Source organism: Thermomonas fusca DSM 15424 (genome assembly GCF_000423885.1).
Taxonomy (GTDB): Bacteria; Pseudomonadota; Gammaproteobacteria; order Xanthomonadales; family Xanthomonadaceae; genus Thermomonas; species Thermomonas fusca.
Genome location: NZ_AUIV01000015.1, coordinates 7,501 through 25,701, shown reverse-complemented (window position 1 = coordinate 25,701; position 18,201 = coordinate 7,501). Strand labels below are relative to the sequence as shown.

Sequence of the window (18,201 nt, the reverse complement as noted above, 5' to 3'; positions counted from 1 at the left end):
CGCAGCAGGACGGGCGCGGCCCTACAATGCGCGCCTGTTTTCCGGAGTTGCCGCGATGTCCCACTGGTCCACCGACCTTGCCCGCAAGACCTATTCGATCCCGCATTGGGCCGACGGCTATTTCGACGTCGATGCGCAGGGCCGGGTGATCGTGCGTCCGCAGGGCGCGTCCGGCCCAGCGATCGCGCTGCCCGAGGTCATCGATGCCTCGCTCGCGGACGGCGGCAACCTGCCGGTGCTGGTGCGCTTCCCGGACATCCTTGGTCACCGCCTGCACAAGCTGCAGGCCGCGTTCGCGCAGGCACGGCAGGACTGGGACTACAGCGGCGGCTACACCGCGGTCTATCCGATCAAGGTCAACCAGCACGCCGGGGTGGCCGGCACGCTGGCCACGCACCATGGTGAGGGCTTCGGCCTGGAAGCGGGCAGCAAGCCGGAACTGATGGCGGTGCTGGCGCTGTCGCGCGCCGGCGGCACCATCATCTGCAATGGCTACAAGGACCGTGAGTACATCCGGCTCGCGCTGATCGGGCGCAAGCTTGGCCTGCAGACGTTCATCGTCATCGAAAAGCCCTCCGAGCTGAAGATCGCGCTGGAGGAAGCGGCGGCGCTTGGGGTCAAGCCGGGCCTGGGCGTGCGCATGCGGCTGGCCTCGCTGGGCGCCGGCAAGTGGCAGAACAGCGGTGGCGACAAGGCCAAGTTCGGTCTCGATCCGCGCCAGCTGCTGACACTGTGGAAGGAACTGCGCGATGCCGGCATGGGCGATTGCCTGCAGCTGCTGCACTTCCACATGGGCAGCCAGATTTCCAATGTGCGCGACATCGCCGCCGGCATGCGCGAGGCCACCCGCTATTTCGTCGAGCTGTCGCGGCTGGGTGCCCACATCACCCATATCGACGTCGGCGGCGGGCTGGGCATCGACTACGAAGGCACGCGCAGCCGCAGCTACAACTCGGTCAACTACGGCATCCACCACTACGCCTCCAGTATTGTTCAACCGCTGGCCGAAGCTTGTCGCGAGGAAGGGCTGGTGCCGCCGCGCCTGCTGACTGAAAGCGGGCGCGCAATGACCGCCCACCACGCGGTGCTGGTGACCAACGTCAGCGAGGTCGAGCGCGCGCCGGAAGGCCGGGTGCCGGAATCGCACAGCGACGAGTCCACGCCGGTGCGCCAGCTGCGCGAGCTGCACGAGGAGATGGCGCAGCGGCCGGCGGTGGAGGTTTTCCACGAGGCCACCCAGGCGCATGCGGAAGGCCTGAGCCTGTACGCGCTGGGCCAGCTGGACCTGGTGCAGCGCGCGCGCATCGACGACCTGTTCTACGCGATTGCCCACGCGGTGAAGGCGCGGCTGACCTACGACGAGAAAAGCCACCGTGACCTGCTCGATGAACTCAACGAGCGGCTGGTCGACAAGTACTTCGTCAACTTCAGCGTGTTCGAGTCGATGCCGGACGTGTGGGCGATCGACCAGGTGTTTCCGATCGTGCCGATCGAGCGTCTCGACGAAGCGCCGACCCGGCGCGGCATCATCGCCGACCTGACCTGCGACTCCGACGGCAAGATCGACACCTACGTGGAGAACGAGGACCTCGACTCCTCGCTGCCGCTGCACGAGCTGCGCAAAGGCGAGAACTACCGCCTTGGCTTCTTCCTCGTCGGCGCCTATCAGGAAATCCTCGGCGACATCCACAACCTGTTCGGCGACACCGATGCCATCGAGGTGAAGGTCAGTGGCGAGGGCTTCGCCATCGTCCAGCAGCGCCGCGGCGACACCACCGACGTGATGCTGGACTACGTCGGCTACAAGCTGGCCGACCTGCGCCGCGAATACGCCGCCAAGGTCGATGCCGCCCATCTGCCCGCCGACGAGAGCGAGCGCCTGAAGGCCGCGCTGGAAGCGGGCCTGACCGCCTACACCTATCTCGACGACACGCCGCAGTGAGCGGCGTTGCTGCGCCGGCAGCGCGGCTACCCGGCCTGGATCTGCTGCGCGCCGTGGCGGTGCTGTGGACGCTGCAGTTCCACAGCTTCATCGTCGGCGGGCTGGGGCCGGACTGGTCGTGGCTTTCGCGCTACGGCTGGATGGGCGTGGACCTGTTCTTCGTGCTCAGCGGCTACCTGATCGGCGGCCAGCTGCTGCGTCCGCTGGCGCGCGGGGAATCGCCGTCGCTGCGCGCGTTCTACCTCAAGCGCGCGTTCCGCATCCTGCCGGCGTTCTGGGCAGTACTGGCGGTCTACCTGCTGTGGCCGGGCTTCCGCGAGGCGCCGGGGATGGAGCCGTGGTGGAAGTTCGCGCTGTTTTTCGTCAACCTCGACATCGACTACGCCGCCAACGCCGCGTTCTCGCACGCGTGGTCGCTGTGCGTGGAAGAGCACTTCTACCTGCTGTTCCCGGCGCTGGCGCTGCTGCTGGCGCGCAAGCCGTCGCCGGCGAAGTTCTGGGCGGTGTGCACGGCGGTGCTGGTGGGCGGCATCGCCCTGCGCGGCGGCATCTGGCTGCACGATGACGCCACCCAGCCACAGCGCCCGTGGTTTGTCGAAGACATCTACTACCCCACCTGGAACCGCCTCGACGGCCTGCTGATGGGGGTGATGCTGGCGGCGTGGCAGGCGTATCGCCCCGCTTCGTGGGCGCGCGCCGCGCAGCACGCCAACCTGTTCGCGCTGGCCGGCGTGGTGGTGATGGCGCTGGCGTTCTGGCTGTTCCGCGACCGCGTTGGCCTGCTTGGCAACAGCATCGGCTGGCCGGTGCTGTCGCTGGGGCTGGCGCTGCTGGTGTTTGCGGGTGCGCAGACGCGCGGCGTACTGGGCGCGCGTGCGCTCCCGGGCGCCGGCTGGATCGCGGCGATCTCCTACAGCCTCTACCTGGTCCACAAGCCGATGTACGCGGTGGTGCAGGCGCATTGGGGCAGCTGGTTGGAAGGCCGCGGCGTCGTTGCGTGGTTGCTCTATGGCGCAGCGTCTCTGGCCGCGGCGGCACTGCTGTACTACGCGGTGGAGCGGCCGTTTTTGCGGCTGCGTGGCGTGGTGTTGGCGCGGGGGAGTTCGGCCCTGCCTGCGATGGCTTAAGGCTGCCGCGTCTGCAGCCGCAGCGCCGCCTCCACGATCGGTTTGGCCCAGTCGGGCGTCTGCCTGAGGATGCCGGCATCGGCAGGCCAGGTGATCCGCGCGGCTTCCATCTGCAACAGCAGGCGCGGGTCGCCGAGCGGGGCGCCGGCCGCGGCATCAAGGCTGTTGTCGTAGACCTGAAGCTGCGCAAGGTACGGCAACAGCGCGACGAGGTTGGCCAGCGATGCGATGTAGCGTTCGTGGATCTTCGCTTCGGGAATGTCGTGCCCGCCCCGGCTGACGCGATAGCGTACGCGGGCGACATGGTGCTCGGGCGAATCCAGTCCGCAGAACCACATGGCGACATCATGGGTCTGCACGGCTTCGCGCAGTTTTGCGGCGATGGTATTGCCGCCCAGCGTAGTTTCGAAAGCGTAGTCGCGGCCATCGGCGATGGCGGCTTCCAGCCTGCGCAGCCCTTCCTGCCACGCCGCCGCATTGGCATCGGCCAGCGGGCTGCCGGTGGCCTCCATCAGCTGGCGGGTGAAGGTATCCGGATTGAACCAGTCCATGCCGGCATGCCTCAGCGCTGCGCCGCCGATCGAGCTCTTGCCGGCGCCGTTGACCCCGGCAAGCACGAACAACAGCGGACGCGCCGCCGGCATGTCAGCAGGTTTCACCGGCGATGACGCGGCCTTCCAGCTTCACCGGCTTGCGCAGGATGCCGCGCAGCGTGTCGCCCGCCCCCGGCGCATCGAGGCAGGCCAGGCGCTCGTCGAACCTGCGCCGCAGGTCTTCCAGCAGCAGGCGGTCTTTCTCGCCGGCTTCGCGCAGCAGCGCCAGCAGGCGGTTGTATTCCTCCACCGGCAGGATCACCGCTTCCGGCTTGTTGTGGTTGGTCACCACCATCCTGCCGTTGCGGGCCACCACCTGCATCACCCCGCGCCAGCCCAGCTTCTTCACGTCGGAAGCGGGGGTGTGCGGCAGGTCATCCATCGGCTTCAGGATGGTTGCGGCCATGGTGCTGTCTCCAAGGGTGCTTGGAGGAAATATACCCTTTTTGGGAAAAATAGCCTGAATAGCCAAATTCGGGTCAGGTGTCGCGATGCACCTGGAAACCGGCGAACGACTGCGAGGTCGGCATCAGCTCGATCCGATTGATGTTCAGGTGCGGCGGCTGGCTGGCGACCCAGAAGATGGTGTCGGCGATGTCCTCGGCGGTCATCGGGTTGGCGCCGCCGTAGAGCTTGTCGGAGGCGGCTTGGTCGCCGTGGGTGCGGACCACGGTGAATTCGGTTTCGGCCATGCCCGGCTCGATCGCGGTGACGCGCACGCCGGTGCCGTGCAGGTCGGCGCGCAGGCCCAGCGAGAACTGGCTGACGAAGGCCTTGGTGCCGCCGTAGGCATTGCCGCCGGTGTAGGGGTAGGTGGCGGCGGTGGAGCTGATGTTGACGACGGCGCCCTTGCGCGCGATCAGCGTGGGCAGCAGGGCGTGGGTCAGCGTCACCAGCGCGGTGACGTTGGTGTCGATCATGGTCTTCCAGTCCGACAGCTGCGCGTCCTGCGCCGGCTTGGTGCCCTGCGCCAAGCCGGCGTTGTTGACCAGCAGGTCGATGCCGCGGAAGCGCTCCGGCAGCGCGTCCAGCGCGGCGCGCATGGCGGCTTCGTCGCGGATGTCGAAGCAGGCGCGGTGCAGGGCGTCGCCGAGTTCGGCGCGCAGGGCGTCAAGGCGGTCGCTGCGACGGCCGGTGGCGATGACCTGCCAGCCGGCGGCGATGAATTTCCGCGCGGCGGCGCGGCCGAAGCCGGCGGTGGCGCCGGTGATGAGGGCGGTGCGGGGCATGGTTTCCATCCCCGCATTCTAAGGCCGCAGGCGGCGCGACTCAGTGGGTCTTGACCGCCATCGCCGGCAGGCCGCCACTGGCCAGCTTGGCTTTGGCGTCGGCCAATTCGGAAGCGCTGCCATATGGCCCCATGCGCACCCGGTAGACGGTCTTGCCGTTGATCTGGGCGGACTCCACGCGGGCGTTCAGGCCCAGCAGGGCGATCTTGGCCTTTACCGCCTCGGCGTCGCCGGATCCGCCGAAGGCACCGGCCTGCAGGAGGTAGCGGGTGGCGGCGGCGCTGGCTGCAGCCTCCGCACCGGCAGCCGGCGCAGCGCTGGGGGCAGGCGTGGCCGCGACCGGGGTTTCGCCCAGCGGCGCGGGCAGTGCATCGCTGCCGCTGCCCGCCGCAGCTGCGGCTGCCTGCCTGGCGGCATTGGCCTGCGCCTCGGCTTCGGCCTTGGCGCTGGCGGCCAGCTCGGCATCGCTGACCGCCACTTCCTGGCCCGGCAGCAGGGTGTAGAAGTCGTATTGGGTGGGCTTGGGTTTGTCGGCATCGGCCTTCGCCTCGCCGGCGGGGGCGGTGTCCGGGGCGATCGCTTCGCCTTCGTCGCTGACCGTGGCCGGCAGGGCGTCGGGGTTGGGCTTGGGCCGGAAGAACCCGTCGCCGCCGTCGGACTTGAGGTAGCGCGGCAGCAGCAGCACCGCCAGCAGCGTCAGCAGTACGCCGATCACCAGCCAGGCCCAGCCGGGCAGGCCGCCGGAAGAATTGCGCTTCGCCTGCGATTTGCCGCGTCGTGCCGCCATCACATGCTCTCCGGGGCAGACACGCCCAGCAGGTCAAGGCCGTTGCCCAGCACCTGGCGGGTGGCCAGCGCCAGGGTCAGCCGCGCATCGCGCAGCACGGCATCGTCCACCAGCACCGGGCTGGCGTGGTACCAGCCGTGGAAGGCGTTGGCCAGTTCGCGCAGGTATTGCGCAACCAGATGCGCCTCCAGCGTTGCGCCGGCGGTTTCCACCACCTCGGGGAAGCGCGACAGCTCGCGCATCAGTTCCTGCGCCGGCGCGTCGTCCAGCACCTGCAGCGAGGCGGCGCCGTTTGCCGCGTCGTACGTGTAGCCCTTCTCCTTGGCCTGGCGCAGCAGGCTGCACACGCGGGCGTGCGCGTACTGCACGTAGAACACCGGGTTGTCGTTGGACTGCGAGCGCGCCAGGTCGATGTCGAAGGTCAGCTGCGAATCCGGCTTGCGCGCGATCAGGAACCAGCGCACCGCGTCGGCACTGGTTTCCTCGATCAGGTCGCGCAGGGTCAGGTAGCTGCCGGCGCGCTTGGACAGCTTCACTTCCTCGCCGCCGCGCATCACCGTGACCATCTGGTGCAGCACATAGTCCGGGTAGCCGGCGGGGATGCCGCAGTCCAGCGCCTGCAGGCCGGCGCGCACGCGCGCCAGCGAACCGTGGTGGTCGGCGCCCAGCTCTGTCACCGCGCGCTGATAGCCGCGTTGCCATTTGCTGAGGTGGTAGGCGACGTCCGGCACGAAGTAGGTGTAGGTGCCGTCGGACTTGCGCATCACCCGGTCCTTGTCGTCGCCGAAGTCGGTGGTGCGCAGCCACAGCGCGCCGCCCTCCTCGTAGGTATGGCCCTTGGCGACGAGTTCGCGCACGGTTTCCTCGACCTTGCCGTCGGTGTACAGCGAGGACTCGAGGAAGTAGCGGTCGAACGACACGCCGAAGGCCTGCAGGTCGGCGTTCTGCTCGCGGCGCAGGTACGCCACCGCGAAGGCGCGGATGGCGTCGAGGTCGTCGGCATCGTTCTTGCCCGTAACGACGTGGCCGTCCACTTCCACGCTGTCGCCGCGCAGGTAGGCGGCGGCGACATCCATGATGTAGTCGCCGTTGTAGGCGTCGGCCGGCCACTGCGCGTCGCCCGGCTTGAAGCCCTTGGCGCGCGCCTGCGTGGAGATGGCGAGATTGTTGATCTGCACGCCGGCGTCGTTGTAGTAGAACTCGCGCTTCACGTTCCAGCCGTTGGCGGCCATCACGCGGGCGATGCAGTCGCCGATCACGCCGGCGCGGCCGTGGCCCACGTGCAGCGGGCCGGTCGGGTTGGCGGACACGTATTCCACCCCCACGGTCTTGCCGCCGCCGCTGGCGTTGCAGCCGAAGCCCGTGCCGGCGGCGTGGATGTCGCGCACCTGCTGCTGCCAGGCGCCCGGCGCCAGGTGGAAATTGATGAAGCCGGGGCCGGCAATCTCGACCCTGGCGATCGCATCCGAAGCCGGCAGCGCGTTCAGCAGCTGCTGCGCCAATGCGCGCGGATTGCCGCGCGCGGCCTTGGCCAGCAGCATCGCCGCATTGGTGGAGAAGTCCCCGTGCGCGCGCTCCTTCGGCCGCTCGATCACGAACTCGGGCGAGGCAAGGTCGGCGGGCAGGAGGCCTGCGTTGCGCAGGGCGGACAGTCCCTGTTCGATCAGGGCGCGGAGCTGGGTTTTCACGTGCGGGAATGCTGCGGTTGAAGCGACCCGCCATTGTACGCGAGGCCGCCTTCACACCAGCCCGCGCTGCGCCATCGAGGTGGGCGGGCCGTCGCCGATCACGAAGTGGTCGAGCAGACGCACGTCCACCAGCGCCAGCGCCTGCTTGATGCGCGCGGTGACCGCGCGGTCGGCGGCGCTGGGTTCCGGGCTGCCGCTGGGATGGTTGTGGCCGATGATTGCCGCCGCCGCGCCGTGCGCCAGCGCGCGCTGCACGAGGATGCGCGGATGCACCTCGGCGCCGTCGATGCCGCCGCGGAACAGTTCCTCGAAACCCAGTGCGCGGTGGCGGGTGTCCAGATACAGCACCGCGAACACCTCGTGCTGCAAGCTGCGCAGGCGCTGGGCGAAGTAGCGGCCGGCGCAGGCGGGGTCGCCCAGCGCTTCGCCGCGTTCCAGCTGCGCGGCCAGATGGCGCTGACCCAGTTCCAGTGCCGCCGCCAGCAGGCAGGCGCGGGCCGGGCCGATGCCGCGCAGGCGCGTGAGCGCCTTGGCATCCCGATCCAGCAGCCGGCGCAGGCCGCCCTGACCGGCCAGCAGGCCGCGCGCGCTGGCGACGGCGTCGCTGCCGGCGATCCCGGAGCCGAGGAACAGTGCCAGCAGCTCGGCGTCCGACAGGCTGCCGGGGCCGCGGGCCAACAGCTTTTCGCGGGGACGTTCGGTTTCGGGCCAGTCGCGGATGTGCATGCGGCCAGCGTGCGTCCGCAATCGCCGCCGGGCAACGGAAGCCGCCCCGGCATCGGGTAAGCTGCGGCTTCTCCAAGTGGTCAGGGAATGGCCCGATGCAGGCTATGTTTTCCCCCGCCGGCGGCGTTCGCGTGCTGCTGTGCGTCTGTGGCGGCATCGCCGCGTACAAGTCCGCCGAACTGGTGCGGCGGTTGCGCGACGCCGGCGCCGAGGTGCAAGTGGCCATGACCGACAGCGCGCAGCGCTTCGTCGGCGCGCAGACCTTCCAGGCGCTGTCGCACCGGCCCGTGCGCACCTCCCTGTGGGATGCACAGGCCGAGGCGGCGATGGGTCATCTGGAACTGGCCGGCTGGGCGCAGCGGGTGGTGGTGGCGCCGGCCACCGCCAACACGCTGGCGAAGCTGGCGCACGGACTGGCCGACGACCTGGTGTCCACCCTGTGCCTGGCAACCGACGCGCCGCTGCTCATCGCCCCGGCCATGAACCACCGGATGTGGCGGCACCCGGCCACCCAGGCGAACATCGCCACCCTGCTGGCGCGCGGCGCGCGCATGGTCGGCCCCAACGACGGCCCGCTGGCCGAAGGCGAGTCCGGCCCCGGTCGGATGGCCGAGCCGGCGGAAATCGTGGCCGCGCTGGCGGTGGTCGCATGAGCGCATCGCTGGCGGGCATGCGCCTCGTGGTCAGTGCGGGCCCGACCTTCGAGGACATCGATCCGGTGCGTTTCCTCGGCAACCGCAGCAGCGGCAAGATGGGCTTCGCCATTGCCGCCGCCGCCGCGCAGCGCGGCGCCGAGGTGTTGCTGGTGGCCGGCCCGGTGCAGCTGCCGACGCCGCCGGGCATCGCCCGCGTCGACGTGCGCAGCGCCGCGCAGATGTTCGATGCGGTGATGGCCGCGCTGCCCTGCGATGCCTACATCGGCGCGGCGGCGGTGGCGGACTTCACCCCGCGCGCGATCGCCGCCAGCAAGCTGAAGAAGCAGCCGGGCCAGGACACGCTGGTGCTGGAACTGGTCAAGACCCGCGACGTGCTGGCAGAAGTGGCCGTGCACCCGCAGCGGCCGCGGCTGGTGGTGGGGTTCGCGGCGGAAACCGACGACGTGGCCCGCTACGCGCGCGGCAAGCTGGAACGCAAGCGGCTGGACATGATCTGCGCCAACCGGGTCGGGCTGGCGGGCAGCGGCTTCGAGAGCGACGACAACGCGCTGCTGGTCATCGATGCCGGGGGCGAGCGTGCGCTCGGCCCCGCGCCCAAGGCCGAACTGGCGGCAGTGCTGCTGGATATCATCGGCGAACGCCTGCAATCCGAGGGAGTTGCATGAGTCAACGCACGCTGCAGGTGAGGGTGCTGGATGCGCGCATCGGCGACGAATGGCCGCTGCCCGATTACGCCACCGCGCACAGCGCCGGGCTGGACCTGCGCGCCGCGCTGGACGCGCCGCTGGAGCTGGCGCCCGGGCAGGCGGTACTGGTGCCGTCGGGGCTGGCCATCCACATCGGTGATCCGGGCCTGTGCGCGATGATCCTGCCGCGCTCGGGGCTGGGCCACAAACATGGCATCGTGCTGGGCAACGGCACCGGCTTGATCGATGCCGATTACCAGGGGCCGCTGATGGTCAGCCTGTGGAACCGCAGCGCCACCGCCTTCACCGTCGAGCCGGGCGACCGCATCGCCCAGCTGGTGCTGATGCCGGTGGTGCGCGCCGCGCTGCAGGTGGTGGATACTTTCGAGGAGAGCGCACGCGGACAGGGCGGCTTCGGCCACACCGGCGTGCGCTGACAGGGGAACGCGATGGCTTTGTTCGGATTGGGTGGCAAGAAGGGTGGCGCGGGCGCGGAAGCGGACGCTGACAAGAAGCTGGCATACGACCCGCTGCAGGCGGCGCGCGCGCTGCCTTGGCTGGTTGCGCTGCTGGGCCTGCTGGGCTTGTGGTGCCTGATCGCCGGCGGCCTGCGCCAGCGCGACGACAGCCGCCAGAACGCGCTGGAGTTCGCCCGCGATGACGTGGTGGTGGCGGTGCGACGCACCCTCAGCGAACACCGGCAGAAGATGGGTGCGCGGCTGGCCTCGAAGGAGTTCACCGCCGCCCTGGCCGCGGGCGACGCCGCCGCTGCCGCCGCGTCCCTGAAGCAGGGCTGGAGCGAGATCCGCCGCGCCGAACTGTGGCCCGCGGACCTGGATGCGCGCTACCAGCAGCTGCCGCGCAGCGGCTTCGGCAGCCTGGCCGCGGCCGAGGATGCGCTGGTCACCGGCAAGCTGGCGGTGCGGATCGTGCGCGCCGCGGATGGGGCAAGGGTGGCGCTGGCCGCGCCCGTCAAGGGCGCCACCGAGATGGTGGCCTATGTCGAGCTGCCGCTGGCGCGGCTGGAGAGCGCGGTGACCAGCCCGGCGTTGCCGAGCGGTACCTACCTGGCGCTGCGCCAGGGCCAGCGCAGCGTGGTCGAGCGTGGTGAAATCGAACTGGCCGCGGCCGCCGAGGCGATGGGCGCCAGGGTGCCCGACAGCGAGCTGCGGGTGGCCGCGGCGGCACCGGACAGCATGGCCGCGCCGTTCGGGCTGAGCGGCTGGATCTCGCTGGTGTTGGGTGTCGTGCTGCTGCTGCTGTGCGGCGGGCTGTGGTTCGTGCTGCGCCCGCGCCTGCTGGCGATGGGCGGCGCCGGCGAAGTCGAGTCCGGCCCGACGTTGTCTGACCTGCAGCAGACCCTGCCACCGGTCGCGCCGGTCGCGCGCGCCAAGTCCAGCGAACCGGATGCCGCCAAGGCAGCGCGCAAGAGCTCGGTGGTGATCGACCACCGCATCTTCCGCGCCTACGACATCCGCGGCGTCGTCGGCCAGTCGCTGGACGCCGGCGTGGCCGAACTGATCGGCCAGGCGATCGGCTCGGTGATGGCCGAACAGGGGCTGGATTCCATCGTGGTCGGCCGCGATGGCCGGCTGTCCGGGCCGGAGCTGTCGCAGGGCCTGATCGACGGCCTGCGCACCGCCGGCCGCCACGTCATCGACATCGGCATGGCGCCGACCCCGGTGGTCTATTTCGGTGGCTTCCACCTGCGCACCGGTTGCGGCGTGGCCATCACCGGCAGCCACAATCCGCCGGACTACAACGGTTTCAAGATCGTGATCGGTGGCGAGACCCTGTCCGGCGATGCGATCAAGGATCTGCACGCCCGCATCGCCGAGGATCGCCTGCTCACGGCGGAGGTGCGCGGCAACCTGGACGAACGCGACATTGGCGAGGACTACGTCCAGCGCATCGCCGGCGACATCCAGATCGGCCAGCGCCTGAAGGTGGTGGTGGATGCCGGCAACGGCGTCGCCGGCGTGCTGGGCCCGCGCGTGCTGGAAGCCATCGGTGCCGACGTCACCCCGCTGTTCTGCGATATCGACGGCACCTTCCCCAACCACCATCCCGATCCCAGCGAGCCGCACAACCTGGAGGCGCTGGTGCAGATGGTGCAACGGCTGGACGCCGACCTCGGCATCGCTTTCGACGGCGACGGCGACCGCCTCGGCGTGGTGACGAAGGCGGGCAAGAACATCTTCCCCGACCGCCTGCTGATGCTGTTCGCCGCCGACGTGCTGGAGCGCAACCCCGGCGCGGTGATCGTCTACGACGTCAAGTGCACCGGCCGCCTGCCGACCCAGATCCTGCGCCATGGCGGCAGCCCGCTGATGTGGAAGACCGGCCATTCGCTGATCAAGTCGAAGATGCGCGAGGTCGACGCCGCGCTGGCTGGCGAGATGAGCGGCCACTTCTTCTTCGCCGAGCGCTGGTTCGGTTTCGACGACGGCATCTACGCAGCGGCGCGGTTGCTGGAAATCCTCGACACCCGCGAGGAGTCGCCGGACGCGGTGTTCGACGCGCTGCCCGACGGCGTCTCCACCGCCGAGATCAAGGTCGAGGCGCCGGATGGCGACCCGCATGCGTTCGTGGAGCGCTTCCGCCTGACCGCGACGTTCGAGGGCGCGCGGCAGACCACGCTGGACGGCGTGCGGGTGGACTGGTCGGATGGCTGGGGACTGGTGCGCGCGTCCAACACCACGCCGGTGCTGGTGATGCGCTTCGATGCCGACAGCAGCCAGGCGATGGCACGCATCCAGCAGGCGTTCCGCGACAACCTGCTGCGGCTGGAACCGGACCTCAAGCTGCCGTTCTGACGGCGGCGGTTTAGCCCGCCGGCGTCGGTGCAGTCGCGGCCGGCGCGGCTGCGGGTGCGCCGGAGTCCTGCCGCATCGCGCGGTAGCGCTGCACCGAGTCGGCCAATTCGCGTTCGAGCTCGGCGCGGTCGGCCTCCTGCGCCAGCAGGATCTGTTGCTGGCGCAGCAGCTCGCCGTGCTGGCGGCGGATCGAATCGATCAGCTTGCGCGGTACCGGGCTCTCGGCCAGCTCCAGGTCGCCGGCCTGGCGCAGCAGCGACAGCAGGCTCAGGCGCAGGTTGGACAGGCCCAGCCGGCTGGCCTTGAGGGTTTCGTCCAGCAGCGCGGTGCGCTCGCCGTAGGCGCGGCGCAGGTCGGCTTCGGTCAGGTAGGACTCCACCATCGCCAGGTCGCGGCGCTTTTGCAGCGCCTCTGCCTCGGCCTGCCGGCGCGCTGTTTCGGCCGCGACCTCCGCGACGCTGCGTTCGGCTTCGGTCAGAGCGCGATCCACCTGCTTGGTGGGGATGCCGCTTCTGACGTTGATTTCGGTGCGCGCGCGGTCCACCGCCGAGGCCGGCAGCGCATCGCCGCAGACCCGGCGGCCGCCTTCGTCCCAGCAATAGATCTTCTTCTGCGTGGGTGCTGCGGTCTGCGCCGCGGCGGCGCCCGCGCCGGCCAGCGCAAGCGCGGCGACAGCGGTGCGAAAGATATGGCGATGGTGCGGCATGACGGCCCCCTGTGGCAGTCGGATGAGCGTATCAGGCGACGCCATAGCGCGCGCGGTAGGCGAGCAGCGCATCGCGATGGGCGGCCAGTTCGGGGCCTTCGCCGGCAAACGCCAGCAGGTCGTCCAGCGCGGCCACCGCGACCACCGGGATGGCGTGCTCGGCCGCCACTGCCTGCGCCGCGGATTCGGCGGTATCCTCGCGCACGCGTTCCTGCCGGTCCAGCGCGATGACGATCCCGGCCGGCGTGCCGCCGGCTTCGCGGATGATCGCCAACGCCTCGCGGATGGCGGTGCCGGCGGTGATCACGTCGTCCACGATCAGCACCCTGCGGCCAGCCAGCTTTGCTCCGATCAGGCTGCCGCCCTCACCGTGCGCCTTGGCTTCCTTGCGATTGAACGCCAGCGGCAGGTCGCGGCCGCGGCGGGCATATTCGCAGGCCAGCGCGGTGGCCAGCGGGATGCCCTTGTAGGCGGGGCCGAACAGCAGGTCGAAGTCCAGCGCCGCCGCGTCCACCGCGTCGGCGTAGCACTGCGCCAGCGCGGCCAGCGCGGCGCCGGAGTCGAAGCGCCCGGCATTGAAGAAATACGGGCTGCTGCGGCCGGACTTGAGGGTGAACTCGCCGAAGCGCAGCGCGTCGGCGCGCAGGGCAAGCTGCAGGAAGCGGTGGCGGTGATCGGGCACGAGGGTTCGGATCAGGGTCGGGTCGGGGATGGAAAGCGTACCGCATGCGCCCGAGCCTCCGGCGTCGGACAGGTATGCTTGCGTGCTTGGGGCGCATCCCGCGCCCACCGGCAGCAAGCCCCGACTTCGAGCAACACGATCCCATCCATGCGCATCCTCACCTTCAATGCCAACGGCCTGCGCTCGGCCACCTCCAAGGGCTTCTTCGACTGGTTCGCCGCGCGCGACGTCGACGTGCTCTGCCTGCAGGAAACCAAGGCGCAGGAACACCAGCTGGCCGATGCCGCGTTCCGGCCGGAAGGCTACAAGGCGTGGTTCAAGGACGCGCAGAAGAAGGGCTACAGCGGCGTGGCGATCTACAGCCGGCGCGAGCCCGACGAGGTGCGCACCGCGTTGGGCTGGGCGCCGTTCGACGACGAGGGCCGCTACATCGAGGCGCGCTTCGGCAACCTGTCGGTGGTCAGCTTCTACATCCCCTCCGGCAGCTCCGGCGAGCTGCGCCAGGGCTTCAAGGAAGAGGTGATGGCCTGGCTCAAGCCGATCATGGACGGCTGGCTGGCCAGCGGACGGGAATATGTCCTGTGCGGCGACTGGAACATCGTCCGCGCGCGCAACGACATCAAGAACTGGACCGGCAACCAGAAGAACTCCGGCTGCCTGCCGCACGAGCGCGCCTGGCTCAGCGGGATGATCGCCGACGACTGCCACGACGGCCTGGTCGCGCCGCCCGCGCAGGGCTGGAAGGATGCCTTCCGGGTGGCCAAGCCCGGGGTGGTGGAGTATTCGTGGTGGTCGCAGCGCGGCGCGGCGCGCGCCAACAACGTCGGTTGGCGCATCGACTACCAGATCTGCACGCCGGGCATCGCCAGTTCGATCCGCGCCGCCGAGATCTTCCCCGAGCCGAAGTTCTCCGACCACGCGCCGGTGCTGGTCGACTACGCCGCATAGGCCAGCCCGGTACGATCGCCTCCCGTAAACGCCGTCGCGCCGGCAGGCGCTGCCACAGGAATCCCGATGTCCGAAAGCGCCGCCCCCCGCAACAAGACCAGCCGCGACGTCCTGCGCGCGCTGCGCCGGCCCAAGGTGCTGGCGATGCTGCTGCTGGGCTTCTCATCCGGCCTGCCGCTGTACCTGGTCGGCAACACCATGGGTTACTGGATGCGCGAGAACGGCAGCGAGCTGTCGGCGATCGGCTTCCTGTCGTGGGTGGGCCTGGCCTACACGCTGAAGTTCCTGTGGGCGCCGGTGATCGACAAGACCAACGTGCCGCTGCTGGGCCGGCTTGGCCACCGCCGCGGCTGGATGGTGTTGTCGCAGATCGTGGTGGCGCTGGGCCTGGCCGGGATGGCGGTGGTGCAGCCGCAGGGCGGCCTGTTCCAGCTCGCCGGCTTCGCCATCGAACACCTGCTGGTGTTCGGCGCGCTGGCGCTGGTGGCGGCATTCGCCTCGGCGACGCAGGACATCGTGGTGGACGCCTGGCGCATCGAGATCGCCGACGACCCCGAAGAGCTCGGCCTGCTCACTTCCGGCACCCAGTTCGGCTACCGCACCGCGCTGCTGGTGACCGATGCGCTGATCCTGATCCTGGCCACCTATGTCGGCTGGTCGCTGTCGTACTGGGCGATGGCGGCGCTGATGGGCGTGGGCCTGTGCGCCGCGCTGTTTGTTGCGCGCGAACCCGCCGCCTCGCAGCGCCCGGAGGTCACCACGCACGCGCCGATGTGGACCGTCTCCGGGCTGTGGGACGCCATCGCCGGGCCGTTCATCGCGTTCTTCAAGACCCACGGCCAGTGGGCACTGCTGATGCTGGCGGCGATCAGCCTGTACCGGCTGCCCGATTTCGTGATGGGGCCGATGAACAACCCGTTCTACGCCGACATCGGCATCAGCAAGGAATTCGTTGGCGAGGTGCGCGCCTCGATCGGGCTGGCCACCTCGCTGTTGGGCATCGCCGCGGCCGGCATCAGCGCCGTGCGCTTCGGCTTCGTCCCCACGCTGCTGGCTGGCGCCATCCTCGGCCCCGGCTCGAACGCCGCGTTCACCTGGGTGGCCTACGCCGGCGGCGACCACGCGGTGTTCGTGGCGGCGATGGCGATCGACGGCTTCTCCACCGGTTTTGCCGGCACCGCGCTGGTGGCCTACATGTCCAGCCTCACCAGCATCGGCTACACCGCCACCCAGTACGCCCTGCTCAGCTCGTTCTACGCGCTGCTGGGCAAGCTGCTGAAGGGCTTCTCCGGGGTCGCGGTGGAACAGCTCGCCGTCGGCCGCACGCTGCTGGACGGCTATGCGCTGTTCTTCCTCGGCACCGCGCTGGCCGGGTTGCCGGCGCTGCTGTTGTGCCTGTGGCTGGCGCGGCGGATGCGCGCCGCCGCCCCTGCTCAGGCGGGGTAGAGCGCGCCCAGCACGCGCGGCCCGGCCGCGCCGGTGACCGCGGGCAGGTTGCCGGGCCGACCGGCCAGGTGCTGGCGCGCCAGCCAGGCGAACGCCATCGCTTCGACGAAATCCGGGTCCAATCCATGTACCGCGCTGGACTCGATCGCTGCGTCGGGCATCGCTTCGGCCAGCGCCGCCATCAGCAGCGGGTTGTGCACGCCGCCGCCGCAGGCGATGACCCGGCGGGTGCCCGGCTGGGTGGCGCGCAAGGCTTCGCCGACGCTGCGCGCGGTCAGCGCCAGCAGCGTGGCCTGCACGTCGGCGGGCGCTTCGATGCCGGCCAGCGCGGCGTCCACCCAATCGAGGTGGAAGCGGTCGCGACCGGTCGACTTCGGCGGCGCCGCGGCGAACCACGGTTCGGCCATCAGGCGCGCCAGCAGCGGGCCATCGACCCGGCCCTGCGCGGCGAATCCGCCGTCCGCGTCATAGGCCATGCCGGTGTGCCGCTGGCACCACGCATCCATCAACCCGTTGGCCGGGCCGGTATCGAAACCACGCACCGTGCCGCGGGCCGGCAGCAGGGTGAGATTGGCGATCCCGCCCAGGTTCAGCACCGCGCGGTCCTCGCCGGGGGCGTGCAGGGTGGCCGCGTGGAAGGCCGGCACCAGCGGCGCGCCGTGGCCGCCGGCGGCGACGTCGCGGCGGCGGAAGTCCGCCACCACCGGGATGCCGCAGCGCTCCGCGATCACGTGGGCATCGCCCAGCTGCAGGGTGAAAGGCGCGTCGCCGTGCGGATGGTGGCGCAGGGTCTGCCCGTGCGAGCCGATCGCGGCGACATCGCGCGCGCTCAGGCCGGCTTCGCGCAGCGTCGCCAGCGCGGCGGCGGCAAAGGCGTGGCCAATGCGCACGTCCAGTTCGCCCACTTCATCCAGGGTCAGCGCCTGCGCCTGCTGGCCCAGGGTCACCAGACGCTCGCGCAACGCCGGTTGCCAGGCATGGGTACGGCCATGCAGCAGGGTGGGGCGCGCGTGCGCGTGGTCGTCGTCGAACCGCACCAGCGCGGCATCGATGCCGTCGGCGCTGGTGCCGGAAATCAGGCCGAGGAAGCAGCGGCCGGGAGGGAAGTCGCTCATGCGATGCAGTATCGCATCGCCGCGCGCAGGTTCAGCCCTTCTTGCGCGCGGGTGCCGGCTTGGCGGCGGCGCTGGCGACGCGGCTGCCGTCATCGAGCTGGAACACCACGTCCTCGACCTCGCGGATCTTTTCCAGCGCGCGGTGGGTCTCGCTCTTGAACGCCACCAGCGCGGTGCCGGACAGCGGCGTCGGTGGCGGCAGAGTCATCTTCAGCGGGTTCATGTGCACGCCATTCACCCGGAATTCGTAGTGCAGGTGCGGGCCGGTGGCCAGGCCGGTGCTGCCGACGTAGCCGATCACCGTGCCCTGCGCCACGCGCTGGCCGGGGCGCAGCTTGGCGAAGCGCGACATGTGCCCGTACAGGGTGGTCTTGCCGCCGCCATGGTTGAGAATCACGGTGTTGCCGTAACCGCCCTTGCGGCCCATGAACTCCACCCGCGCATCACCGGCGGCCTGGATCGGGGTGCCGGTGCCGGCGGCGTAATCCACGCCCTTGTGCAGGCGGAAACGCCCCAGTACCGGATGCTTGCGACCGCCGAAGCCGGAGCTCAGGCGTGCGTAGGGAATCGGCATGCGGATGAAGGGGCGACGCAGCGAACGGCCGTCCGGGGTGAAGTATTCCGGTTTGCCGTCGCGCATGTAGCGGAACGCGCTCTTGAGCTTGCCGTCGACGGTGAAGGTGGCGGCCAGCACCGGGCCGGTGTTGGCCAGCTGGCCGTTCTTCCAGGTCTGGTCGACGACCACGCTGAAGCGGTCGTCCTCGCCCAGGTCCGAATCGAAGTCGATGTCGTACTTGAACATCTCGTCGGTCAGCTGGTTGAGCTGGGCGCTGCCCAGGCCCAGCTTGCGCGCCGAGGCGAACAGCGACTTGCCCACTTCGCCGGTCAGCACCACCGTGCGGGTGGTGATCTCCACCGGCACCGCGCGCTCGCGCAGGGTGTCACCGCTGAACTCCAGCTCGATGGGGGTATCGCCGATGCCGGGGCCGGCTTCCAGACGCATCGCCCGCACACTGCCATCGGCCGGCAGGTTGAAGCTCAGCTCGGTGCCCGG

General features: G+C 70.1%; 16 protein-coding genes and 1 pseudogene (1 of these 17 only partly in view). 7 read left to right on the top strand and 10 right to left on the bottom strand.

Going from position 1 to position 18,201, the window contains the following annotated elements; translation table 11 throughout:
• Positions 1-55: 55 nt before the first annotated feature.
• A complete protein-coding gene (speA, locus tag G582_RS0108545; protein ID WP_028839477.1) occupies positions 56-1,942 on the top strand; it encodes an arginine decarboxylase in 1,887 nt (628 codons plus the stop codon).
• Positions 1,939-3,069 (top strand): acyltransferase family protein, encoded by a 1,131-nt coding sequence (locus G582_RS0108540; protein WP_028839476.1) that lies wholly within the window; start codon positions 1,939-1,941, stop codon positions 3,067-3,069. The genes speA and G582_RS0108540 overlap by 4 nt, the downstream gene beginning before the upstream one ends.
• Here the strand turns inward: G582_RS0108540 and G582_RS0108535 are convergent.
• The 6 genes from G582_RS0108535 to radC all read right to left on the bottom strand — a co-directional run bounded on the left by G582_RS0108535 (position 3,066) and on the right by radC (position 8,092).
• Positions 3,066-3,713: an ATPase gene (locus tag G582_RS0108535; protein ID WP_028839475.1), complete on the bottom strand. Its 648-nt coding sequence runs from the start codon at positions 3,711-3,713 to the stop codon at positions 3,066-3,068. The genes G582_RS0108540 and G582_RS0108535 overlap by 4 nt on opposite strands.
• A 1-nt stretch (position 3,714) precedes the next feature.
• Positions 3,715-4,068, bottom strand: coding sequence for a type II toxin-antitoxin system prevent-host-death family antitoxin (locus G582_RS17235; RefSeq protein WP_051247055.1), 354 nt, complete (start codon positions 4,066-4,068; stop codon positions 3,715-3,717).
• A gap of 73 nt (positions 4,069-4,141) precedes the next feature.
• Positions 4,142-4,891, bottom strand: a complete 750-nt coding sequence (locus tag G582_RS0108525; RefSeq protein WP_028839474.1) for an SDR family NAD(P)-dependent oxidoreductase — start codon at positions 4,889-4,891, stop codon at positions 4,142-4,144.
• Between the two features lie 40 nt (positions 4,892-4,931).
• Entirely contained in the window at positions 4,932-5,678 is a 747-nt protein-coding gene (locus G582_RS0108520; RefSeq protein ID WP_028839473.1) for an SPOR domain-containing protein, read from the bottom strand.
• A complete protein-coding gene (gene argS, locus G582_RS0108515; protein WP_028839472.1) occupies positions 5,678-7,366 on the bottom strand; it encodes an arginine--tRNA ligase in 1,689 nt (562 codons plus the stop codon). Before argS ends, G582_RS0108520 begins: the two co-directional genes overlap by 1 nt.
• A 51-nt stretch (positions 7,367-7,417) precedes the next feature.
• Positions 7,418-8,092 carry a RadC family protein gene (radC, locus tag G582_RS0108510; protein ID WP_038053513.1) on the bottom strand — a complete coding sequence of 225 codons (675 nt, stop codon included), beginning with the start codon at positions 8,090-8,092 and terminating at the stop codon, positions 7,418-7,420.
• A 95-nt stretch (positions 8,093-8,187) separates the two neighbouring features.
• Here radC and coaBC point away from each other — a divergent pair.
• From coaBC to G582_RS0108495, 3 genes and pseudogenes are all read left to right on the top strand, one after another.
• Positions 8,188-9,413, top strand: a pseudogene (gene coaBC, locus G582_RS16075) (bifunctional phosphopantothenoylcysteine decarboxylase/phosphopantothenate--cysteine ligase CoaBC).
• Positions 9,410-9,871, top strand: a complete 462-nt coding sequence (gene dut, locus G582_RS0108500) for a dUTP diphosphatase (protein WP_028839470.1) — start codon at positions 9,410-9,412, stop codon at positions 9,869-9,871. The pseudogene coaBC and the gene dut overlap by 4 nt, the downstream one beginning before the upstream one ends.
• 12 nt (positions 9,872-9,883) lie before the next feature.
• Positions 9,884-12,250, top strand: a complete 2,367-nt coding sequence (locus tag G582_RS0108495) for a phosphomannomutase/phosphoglucomutase (RefSeq protein ID WP_083961108.1) — start codon at positions 9,884-9,886, stop codon at positions 12,248-12,250.
• A 10-nt stretch (positions 12,251-12,260) separates the two neighbouring features.
• On the opposite strand, the gene G582_RS0108490 is transcribed toward G582_RS0108495, so the two are convergent.
• Positions 12,261-12,956 carry a hypothetical protein gene (locus G582_RS0108490; RefSeq protein WP_028839468.1) on the bottom strand — a complete coding sequence of 232 codons (696 nt, stop codon included), beginning with the start codon at positions 12,954-12,956 and terminating at the stop codon, positions 12,261-12,263.
• 31 nt (positions 12,957-12,987) lie between these two features.
• The gene (pyrE, locus tag G582_RS0108485; protein ID WP_028839467.1) at positions 12,988-13,638 is read right to left on the bottom strand and encodes an orotate phosphoribosyltransferase; all 651 of its coding nucleotides are present in this window, start codon (positions 13,636-13,638) and stop codon (positions 12,988-12,990) included.
• A gap of 147 nt (positions 13,639-13,785) precedes the next feature.
• On the opposite strand from pyrE, the gene G582_RS0108480 reads away from it, so the two are divergent.
• Together G582_RS0108480 and G582_RS0108475 are read left to right on the top strand one after the other, a co-directional pair.
• Positions 13,786-14,586 carry an exodeoxyribonuclease III gene (locus tag G582_RS0108480; protein WP_028839466.1) on the top strand — a complete coding sequence of 267 codons (801 nt, stop codon included), beginning with the start codon at positions 13,786-13,788 and terminating at the stop codon, positions 14,584-14,586.
• Positions 14,587-14,652: 66 nt separating this feature from the next.
• Positions 14,653-16,032, top strand: a complete 1,380-nt coding sequence (locus tag G582_RS0108475) for an AmpG family muropeptide MFS transporter (protein WP_028839465.1) — start codon at positions 14,653-14,655, stop codon at positions 16,030-16,032.
• Here G582_RS0108475 and G582_RS0108470 read toward each other — a convergent pair.
• Together G582_RS0108470 and G582_RS0108465 are read right to left on the bottom strand one after the other, a co-directional pair.
• Complete coding sequence (locus tag G582_RS0108470; RefSeq protein WP_028839464.1) at positions 16,020-17,147, bottom strand: anhydro-N-acetylmuramic acid kinase; 1,128 nt, start codon at positions 17,145-17,147, stop codon at positions 16,020-16,022. The two genes, G582_RS0108475 and G582_RS0108470, sit on opposite strands and share 13 nt — an antisense overlap.
• A 31-nt stretch (positions 17,148-17,178) precedes the next feature.
• Positions 17,179-18,201 carry the 3' portion of a M23 family metallopeptidase gene (locus tag G582_RS0108465; RefSeq protein ID WP_051247053.1) on the bottom strand. It continues 414 nt past the right edge of the window, so the window shows 1,023 of its 1,437 coding nt (coding positions 415-1,437); the start codon falls outside the window, past its right edge; the stop codon is at positions 17,179-17,181.

Excerpts from the sequence above, each read along its gene's own strand:
- G582_RS0108480 (WP_028839466.1), top strand. The coding sequence starts at position 13,786 with ATGCGCATCCTCACCTTCAATGCCAACGGCCTGCGCTCGGCCACCTCC.
- G582_RS0108470 (WP_028839464.1), bottom strand. The coding sequence starts at position 17,147 with ATGAGCGACTTCCCTCCCGGCCGCTGCTTCCTCGGCCTGATTTCCGGC.
- G582_RS17235 (WP_051247055.1), bottom strand. The coding sequence starts at position 4,068 with ATGGCCGCAACCATCCTGAAGCCGATGGATGACCTGCCGCACACCCCC.
- speA (WP_028839477.1), top strand. The coding sequence starts at position 56 with ATGTCCCACTGGTCCACCGACCTTGCCCGCAAGACCTATTCGATCCCG.
- G582_RS0108525 (WP_028839474.1), bottom strand. The coding sequence starts at position 4,891 with ATGCCCCGCACCGCCCTCATCACCGGCGCCACCGCCGGCTTCGGCCGC.
- G582_RS0108495 (WP_083961108.1), top strand. The coding sequence starts at position 9,884 with ATGGCTTTGTTCGGATTGGGTGGCAAGAAGGGTGGCGCGGGCGCGGAA.
- G582_RS0108475 (WP_028839465.1), top strand. The coding sequence starts at position 14,653 with ATGTCCGAAAGCGCCGCCCCCCGCAACAAGACCAGCCGCGACGTCCTG.
- G582_RS0108535 (WP_028839475.1), bottom strand. The coding sequence starts at position 3,713 with ATGCCGGCGGCGCGTCCGCTGTTGTTCGTGCTTGCCGGGGTCAACGGC.
- G582_RS0108520 (WP_028839473.1), bottom strand. The coding sequence starts at position 5,678 with ATGGCGGCACGACGCGGCAAATCGCAGGCGAAGCGCAATTCTTCCGGC.
- radC (WP_038053513.1), bottom strand. The coding sequence starts at position 8,092 with ATGCACATCCGCGACTGGCCCGAAACCGAACGTCCCCGCGAAAAGCTG.
- G582_RS0108490 (WP_028839468.1), bottom strand. The coding sequence starts at position 12,956 with ATGCCGCACCATCGCCATATCTTTCGCACCGCTGTCGCCGCGCTTGCG.
- dut (WP_028839470.1), top strand. The coding sequence starts at position 9,410 with ATGAGTCAACGCACGCTGCAGGTGAGGGTGCTGGATGCGCGCATCGGC.